The organism is Kitasatospora sp. NPDC007106 (assembly GCF_040634455.1).
GTDB lineage: Bacteria > Actinomycetota > Actinomycetes > Streptomycetales > Streptomycetaceae > Kitasatospora > Kitasatospora arboriphila.
On record NZ_JBEYFP010000295.1, the window covers coordinates 1 to 7010 of the forward strand.

Annotated in this window: 5 protein-coding genes and 1 pseudogene; all 6 read left to right on the plus strand. The window is 74.8% G+C overall.

The window, feature by feature from the left end:
• A partial coding sequence (infB, locus tag ABZ641_RS21240; RefSeq protein ID WP_359983895.1) for a translation initiation factor IF-2 occupies positions 1-2453 on the plus strand: 2453 nt, incomplete at its 5' end.
• A gap of 132 nt (positions 2454-2585) precedes the next feature.
• A complete protein-coding gene (locus ABZ641_RS21245; RefSeq protein WP_030274794.1) occupies positions 2586-2882 on the plus strand; it encodes a DUF503 domain-containing protein in 297 nt (98 codons plus the stop codon).
• Positions 2883-3047: 165 nt separating this feature from the next.
• Entirely contained in the window at positions 3048-3491 is a 444-nt protein-coding gene (gene rbfA, locus ABZ641_RS21250) for a 30S ribosome-binding factor RbfA (RefSeq protein ID WP_344628441.1), read from the plus strand.
• 2 nt (positions 3492-3493) lie between these two features.
• The gene (locus tag ABZ641_RS21255; protein WP_359983898.1) at positions 3494-4576 is read left to right on the plus strand and encodes a bifunctional oligoribonuclease/PAP phosphatase NrnA; all 1083 of its coding nucleotides are present in this window, start codon (positions 3494-3496) and stop codon (positions 4574-4576) included.
• 32 nt (positions 4577-4608) lie between these two features.
• Complete coding sequence (gene truB, locus ABZ641_RS21260; protein WP_359983901.1) at positions 4609-5514, plus strand: tRNA pseudouridine(55) synthase TruB; 906 nt, start codon at positions 4609-4611, stop codon at positions 5512-5514.
• Positions 5515-5705: 191 nt separating this feature from the next.
• Positions 5706-7010: pseudogene (locus ABZ641_RS21265) on the plus strand (hypothetical protein); the annotation flags it as partial.

The window sequence follows — 7010 nt, forward strand, 5'->3', positions numbered from 1 at the left end:
GCGACCGTCCGCGTCCGGGTGCCGGTGCACCCGGTGCCGGTGGTGCCCCGCGTCCGGGCGGCGACCGTCCGCGTCCGGGTGCCGGTGCACCCGGTGCCGGTGGTGCCCCGCGTCCCGGTGGCGCGCGTCCGGGTGGTCCCGGTACCGGTGCTCCGCGTCCCGGTGGCGCTCCGCGTCCGGACGGGCTGCCCCGTCCCGCCGCGCCGCGTCCCGGTGGCCCGAGCCCCGCGGGCATGCCCCGTCCCAACCCCGGCATGATGCCGCAGCGTCCGGCCGGTCCGGGCCCGCGTCCGGGCCCGCGCCCGGGTGGCGGCCCCGGTGCCCGTCCGGGTGGTCCCGGTGCCGGTGGCGGCCGTCCCGGCTTCGCCGGTCGTCCGGCCGGTCCGGGCTCGCGTCCGGCGGGCGGCGGCTTCGGCGGCCCGCGTCCGGGTGGCGGTGCCGGTGGCGGTGGCGGCTTCGGCGGCGGCGGTGCCCGTCCCGGTGGCTTCGGCGGCCGTCCCGGTGGTCCGGGTGGCCGTGGTGGCACGCAGGGTGCCTTCGGTCGCGGTCCCGGTGGCCGTCCGGCCCGCGGTCGCAAGTCGAAGCGGGCGAAGCGCCAGGAGTACGAGGCCATGCAGGCCCCGTCCGTCGGCGGTGTGATGCTTCCTCGCGGCAACGGACAGACCGTCCGCCTGTCGCGCGGTGCCTCCCTGACGGACTTCGCGGAGAAGATCAACGCCAACCCGGCGGCGCTCGTCTCGGTGATGTTCAACCTGGGCGAGATGGTCACCGCGACCCAGTCGGTCTCCGACGCCACCCTCGAGCTGCTGGCCGGCGAGATGGGCTTCGTGCTGGAGATCGTCAGCCGTGAGGACGAGGACCGCGAGCTGCTCGAGTCCTTCGACATCGACTTCGGTGCCGACGAGGGCGACGAGGAGATGCTGGCGCCGCGTCCGCCGGTCGTGACCGTCATGGGTCACGTCGACCACGGCAAGACCCGCCTGCTCGACGCCATCCGCAAGACCAACGTGGTGGCGGGCGAGGCCGGCGGCATCACCCAGCACATCGGTGCCTACCAGGTGCAGACCGAGGTGAACGGCGAGGAGCGCCGCATCACCTTCCTGGACACCCCGGGTCACGAGGCGTTCTCCGCCATGCGTGCCCGTGGTGCCAAGTCGACCGACATCGCGATCCTGGTGGTCGCGGCCAACGACGGCGTCATGCCGCAGACGATCGAGGCGCTGAACCACGCCAAGGCCGCCGGCGTGCCGATCGTGGTCGCGGTCAACAAGATCGACGTCGAGGGTGCCGACCCGACCAAGGTCCGCGGCCAGCTGACCGAGTTCGGTCTGGTGGCCGAGGAGTACGGCGGCGACACCATGTTCGTCGACATCTCCGCCCGCCAGGGCCTGCACATCGACCAGCTGCTGGAGGCCGTGGTCCTCACCGCGGACGCCTCGCTCGACCTCCGGGCCAACCCGGAGCAGGACGCGCAGGGCATCGCGATCGAGGCCCACCTGGACAAGGGCCGCGGCGCCATGGCGACGCTGCTCGTCCAGCGCGGCACGCTCCGCGTCGGCGACTCGATCGTCGTGGGCGACGCCTACGGCCGCGTCCGCGCGATGCTGGACGAGAACGGCAACAGCCTCAACGAGGCCGGCCCGTCCCGTCCGGTCCTGCTCCTCGGTCTGACCTCGGTGCCCCGCGCCGGCGACAGCTTCATCGTCGTCGACGAGGACCGCACCGCCCGCCAGATCGCCGAGAAGCGCGCCGCCCGCGACCGCAACGCGTCCATGGCCCAGCGCCGTGTCCGCGTCTCGCTCGAGGGTCTGGAGGCCGCCCTGGCCGCCGGCTCCATCGAGAAGCTCAACCTCATCATCAAGGGTGACGTCTCCGGTTCCGTCGAAGCCCTCGAGGACGCCCTCGTCAAGCTGGACGTGGGCGAGGAGGTCGAGCTCCGGATCCTGCACCGCGGTGTGGGTGCCATCACCGAGTCCGACGTGGACCTGGCGATGGGCTCGGACGCCATCATCATCGGCTTCAACGTGCGCGCCGAGGGGCGTGCCCGTACCGCGGCCGACCGCGAGGGCGTCGACATCCGGTACTACTCGGTCATCTACCAGGCGATCGAGGAGATCGAGGCCGCGCTCAAGGGCCTGCTCAAGCCCGAGTACGAGGAGGTGCGCCTCGGCTCCGCGGAGATCCGCGAGGTGTTCCGCTCCTCCAAGTTCGGCAACATCGCCGGTGTCCTGGTGCGCGAGGGCGTCATCCGACGCAACACCAAGGCCCGCCTGCTGCGCGACGGCAAGGTCGTGGCGGAGAACCTCAACATCGAGGGCCTGCGCCGCTTCAAGGACGACGCGACCGAGGTCCGCGAGGGCTTCGAGGCCGGTGTGACCCTGGGCTCGTACAACGACATCAAGGTCGACGATGTCATCGAGACCTACGAGATGCGCGAGAAGCCGCGCTCGTAACGGCTCACTGTCCGGGGCTGGCCGGCGGGTGCATAACCCGTCGACCGGCCCCGGTCTCGCTGTGTAGGGTCCTCGTACATCCCCGAGCAGGGATCTCTCCGAGGCCTCCAGGTCGGCTCTGACCTGCCACACATGTTCGTAGGAACACTCACGTTCGACCTCCTCCTGGGTGACGTCCACTCGTTGAAGGAGAAGCGCTCGATCGTGCGGCCCATCGTGGCCGAACTGCAGCGCAAGTACAGCGTGTGCGCTGCCGAAGTCGGGAACCAGGACCTGCACCGCCGGGCCGAGATCGGCCTCGCGGTGGTCTCCGGGGACGCCTCGTACGTCACCGAGGTCCTGGACAGCTGTGAGCGGCTCGTCGCCGGCCGCCCCGAGGTGATGCTGCTCTCCGCACGGAGGCGGTACCACCACGACGACGATGAGTGACCACCGGTCGGGCGGGACGCCCCCGCGGGAGCGGGAGTCGCCACCGTCACACCGATCAGGACCGAGAGCGCCCACAAGGCTGGGCGCGGGCAGGTACGTTGGGGCAGGGGCCCCACCGGGTGCGCGACCGACCCGGGTACCGGGCCCATCGCACGAGGAGGCAACGTGACCGACACCGCAAGGGCGCGCAAGCTCGCCGACCGCATCCAGGTGGTCGTCGCCGAGACCCTGCAGCGCCGGATCAAGGACCCGCGTCTGGGCTACGTGACCATCACCGACGCCCGGGTCACCGGGGACCTGCGCGAGGCCACCGTCTTCTACACCGTCTACGGTGACGAGACCGAGCGTCAGGCCAGCGCCGCCGCCCTGGAGAGCGCCAAGGGCGTCCTGCGCTCCGAGGTCGGCCGGCAGACCGGGGTGCGCTTCACGCCCACCCTGACCTTCGTCGCGGACGCGCTGCCGGACAACGCCAAGAACATCGACGACCTGCTCGACCGGGCCCGCCAGTCCGACGCGGCGGTGCGCACCGCCGCCGCCGGCGCCAGCTACGCCGGCGAGGCGGACCCGTACCGCAGCACCCGCGACGACGACGCGGACGAGGACGAGTAGGCATGACCGGCGAGCCGACGGCGGCCGGTACCGCGGGGGCGGTCTCCACCAGCACGGTGGGGCCTGCCCTCGCGGTGCTTCCGGGGCCACGCACGGAGGCCTCCGGCCTCGACCACGAGTGGCAGCGCGTCGTGGCGGAGATCGGGCGGGCCAGCGACATCGACCTGATCTGCCACATCAACCCGGACGGCGACGCCCTGGGCTCCGCGCTCGCCGCGGGCCTCGCACTGCGCTCGCTCGGCCACCGCGTCCGGGTCTCCTTCGGCGACGACCCGCAGATCGTCCCCGAGTCGCTGTCCTTCCTGCCCGGCCAGGAGCTGATCGTGCCCGCCGCGGACGTCCCCGACGTGCCCGAGCTGGTGCTCTGCTTCGACGTCGCCTCCGAGGGCCGCCTCGGCCTGCTCCGCGACAAGGCCTTCGCCGCCCCGGTCATGGTCGTCCTCGACCACCACGCCTCCAACCCGGGCTTCGGCACCCACCGGCTGATCGACCCAGGCGCCCCGGCCACCGCCGTGCTCGTCGACGAGCTGCTGCGCCGCCTCGGCGTCCCGCTCGACCAGGCGCTCGCCACCTGCCTCTACACCGGCGTCGCCACCGACACCGGCTCCTTCAAGTACGCCGCCACCACGCCGGCCACCCACGAGCTCGCCGCCCGGCTGCTCGCCACCGGCATCCGGCACGACCTGATCTCCCGCCAGCTCTGGGACACCTCCTCGTTCGGCTACCTCAAGGTGCTCGCCGGCGCCCTCGGGCGCGCGGTCTTCGAGCCGGACGCGGTCGGCGGCCGCGGCCTGGTGTGGACCTGGGTGCCGTACCAGGAGCTCGCCCTGTTCGGCGTCACCGTCGAGGAGATCGAGGGCCTGATCGACGTGCTCCGGCGGCCCGCCGAGGCCGAGGTCGCGCTCGTGCTCAAGCAGGACCCGGACGGCACCCTGCGCGGCTCCTGCCGCTCCAAGGGGGCCGTGGACGTCGCCGCGGCCTGCACCGAACTCGGCGGCGGCGGGCACGTCTACGCCGCCGGCTTCGCCGCCCGCGAGGACGTCGAGACGGTGGTGGCCCGCTTCCGGGCCGCGCTGGCCGGCTGACCCCGCCCACCCATTCCGCGAAGAAAGAACCCATGAAGCGCAAGGGAACTGGTCCGGACGGCCTGGTCGTCGTCGACAAGCCGGAGGGCATCACCTCGCACGGCGTGGTCGCCAAGCTGCGATGGCTGGCCGGCACCCGCAAGGTCGGCCACGCCGGCACCCTCGACCCGATGGCCACCGGCGTGCTGGTGCTCGGCGTCGAGCGGGCCACCCGGCTGCTCGGCCACCTGATGCTCACCAACAAGACCTACGAGGCGACGATCCGGCTCGGCCAGACCACGATCACCGACGACCGGGAGGGCGAGGTCACCGCCTCGACGCCGGCCGACGGCGTCGCCCGGGAGGCGATCGACACCGGGATCGCCGCGCTGACCGGCGAGATCATGCAGGTCCCGTCCAAGGTCTCCGCCATCAAGATCGACGGCAAGCGCTCCTACGCCCGGGTCCGCGAGGGCGAGGACTTCGAACTCGCCGCCCGGCCCACCACCGTGCACTCCTTCACCGTCCACGAGCAGCGGGCCGCGACCGCCGAGGACGGCACCCCGGTGATCGACCTCGACGTCACCGTCGAGTGCTCCTCCGGCACCTACATCCGCGCGCTCGCCCGCGACCTCGGCGAGGCCCTCGGCGTCGGCGGCCACCTCACCGCGCTGCGCCGCACCAAGGTCGGCCCGTACGGCCTGGAGCACGCCCGCACCCTGGAGCAGCTGGAGGAGAAGCTGGAGGTGCTGCCGATCGCCGACGCGGCGGCCGCCGCCTTCCCCCGCTGGGACATCGACGCCGAGCAGGCCAAGCTGCTCTCGCACGGCATGCGGCTCAAGGCCCCCGGCCTCGGCACGGACGGCCCGATCGCGGTCTTCGACCCGGAGGGCCGCTTCCTCGCCCTGGTCGAGGAGAAGGGCGGGCACGCCCGTCCGGTGGCCGTCTTCGTCGGCTGACCTGCGGCCTCTTCGCTCCCGCCGCTCCCGGTTCACTCCGCGTGCTCACCCTTTCGGGCGAGCGCACGGAGTGAACCGGTGTCGTGAACGGCGCGCGCAGGGTGGTGCGCCGTCCGCCGGGGGCAGACTCCCCGCGGTGAGTACGGCGGCCGGGCCGGCCGCCGGCTGACCCGGCGGGAGGGGCGGCGCGGATGGCGGGCAGACACCAGCCGGGGGCGACGGCAGGGCCGCGCCCGCCCCGACCCGCGGACGCCCTGGTGGGCGTCCTCGACGGAACGGGCCGGCTCCGCGGCCTCGGCTTCACCGCCGACCCGCAGGGCACCGTGGTCACCGCCCACGAGGTCGCCGCGGGCCCCGGAGCCCTGACCCTCCGACTGCCCGACGGCACCCTCCGGCCGCTCGGCCCGGACGCCGCCGAGCTGCTGCCCGAGCTCGGCCTCGCCCTGCTCCACCCCGCGGCCGACGGCCCGCCCGGGCCGGACCCGGCCAATGCGCCCGCCGCACCCGCCGGGGCCCTTCCGGCGGCTCTCCCGGCCGCCCTCCCGATCGCGCAGGACGCCGACCGGGCCGACGGGCGGCCGCTGGCCCTGCTCCGCCCCACCGCGCCGGACGGGACACCCGCAGCCCCGCACCCCGTCGGCCTGGCCGGCCGCTGCACCGCCGTGCTGGTGCTGCCGGAGGGCCTGCACGCCGTCCCCGGCACCCTCGTCCTCGCCGTACCGCCGCAGGCCGTGCTGCCCGGCACCCCCGTGCTGGACACCACCACCGGCGCCGTCCTCGCCGTCCTCGCCCCGGCCCTGCGCGGCGAGCGCCCCGACACCGTCGCGGCCGCCCCGCTCACCGGTACGGGCCTGCACCGGCTGCTGCGGCGCAACGCCGAGAGCGTCCCCGCGCACGGCACCGCACTCAACCTCGGCGGAGTCCTCCAACTCGCCGCCGCCCAGCTGCACTCCGCCGGCCCCGGCCCGTCCCGGACGGCCGAGCTCGCCGCCGACCGCACCGACCGGGCCGACGGCCTCACCGGCGAGGAACCCGACGACCTGCTCACCGTGCTGGTCGGCGCCCCCGGCAGCGGACGCAGCACCGAACTCGCCGCCCTGGCCGTACGGCGCGGCGCGGGCACCCGCCCGCTGCCGACCCTCCGGCTGCGCGGCGCCGACCTCGCCCCCGGCGACACCTCGCTCGCCGACCCGGTCGCCCGCGCCCTCGCCGGCGCCGCGGACCGGCTCGCCGTCCCCGCCCCCGCCGCCGACCGGGCCGCCCGCCTCTGCGCCGACGCCGCCCGCCCGCTGCTCGTCCTGCTGGACGCCCCCGAGGAGGCCCCCACCGCCCCCTCCCGCGCCTGGTGGGCCGCCACCGCGGCCTGGCTCGCCGAGCACCGCGTCCGGCTGCTCACCGCCTGCCGCCCCGAGACCTGGGACGGCCCCGACACCCCCGTCGGCCGCCCCGTCGGCCTCGGCCCGCTGCCCGCCGACGCCGCCGCCCGCGCCGCCCGC

Coding starts and splice junctions, on each gene's coding strand:
- ABZ641_RS21255 (WP_359983898.1), top strand. CDS start 3,494: ATGACCGGCGAGCCGACGGCGGCCGGTACCGCGGGGGCGGTCTCCACC.
- truB (WP_359983901.1), top strand. CDS start 4,609: ATGAAGCGCAAGGGAACTGGTCCGGACGGCCTGGTCGTCGTCGACAAG.
- ABZ641_RS21245 (WP_030274794.1), top strand. CDS start 2,586: ATGTTCGTAGGAACACTCACGTTCGACCTCCTCCTGGGTGACGTCCAC.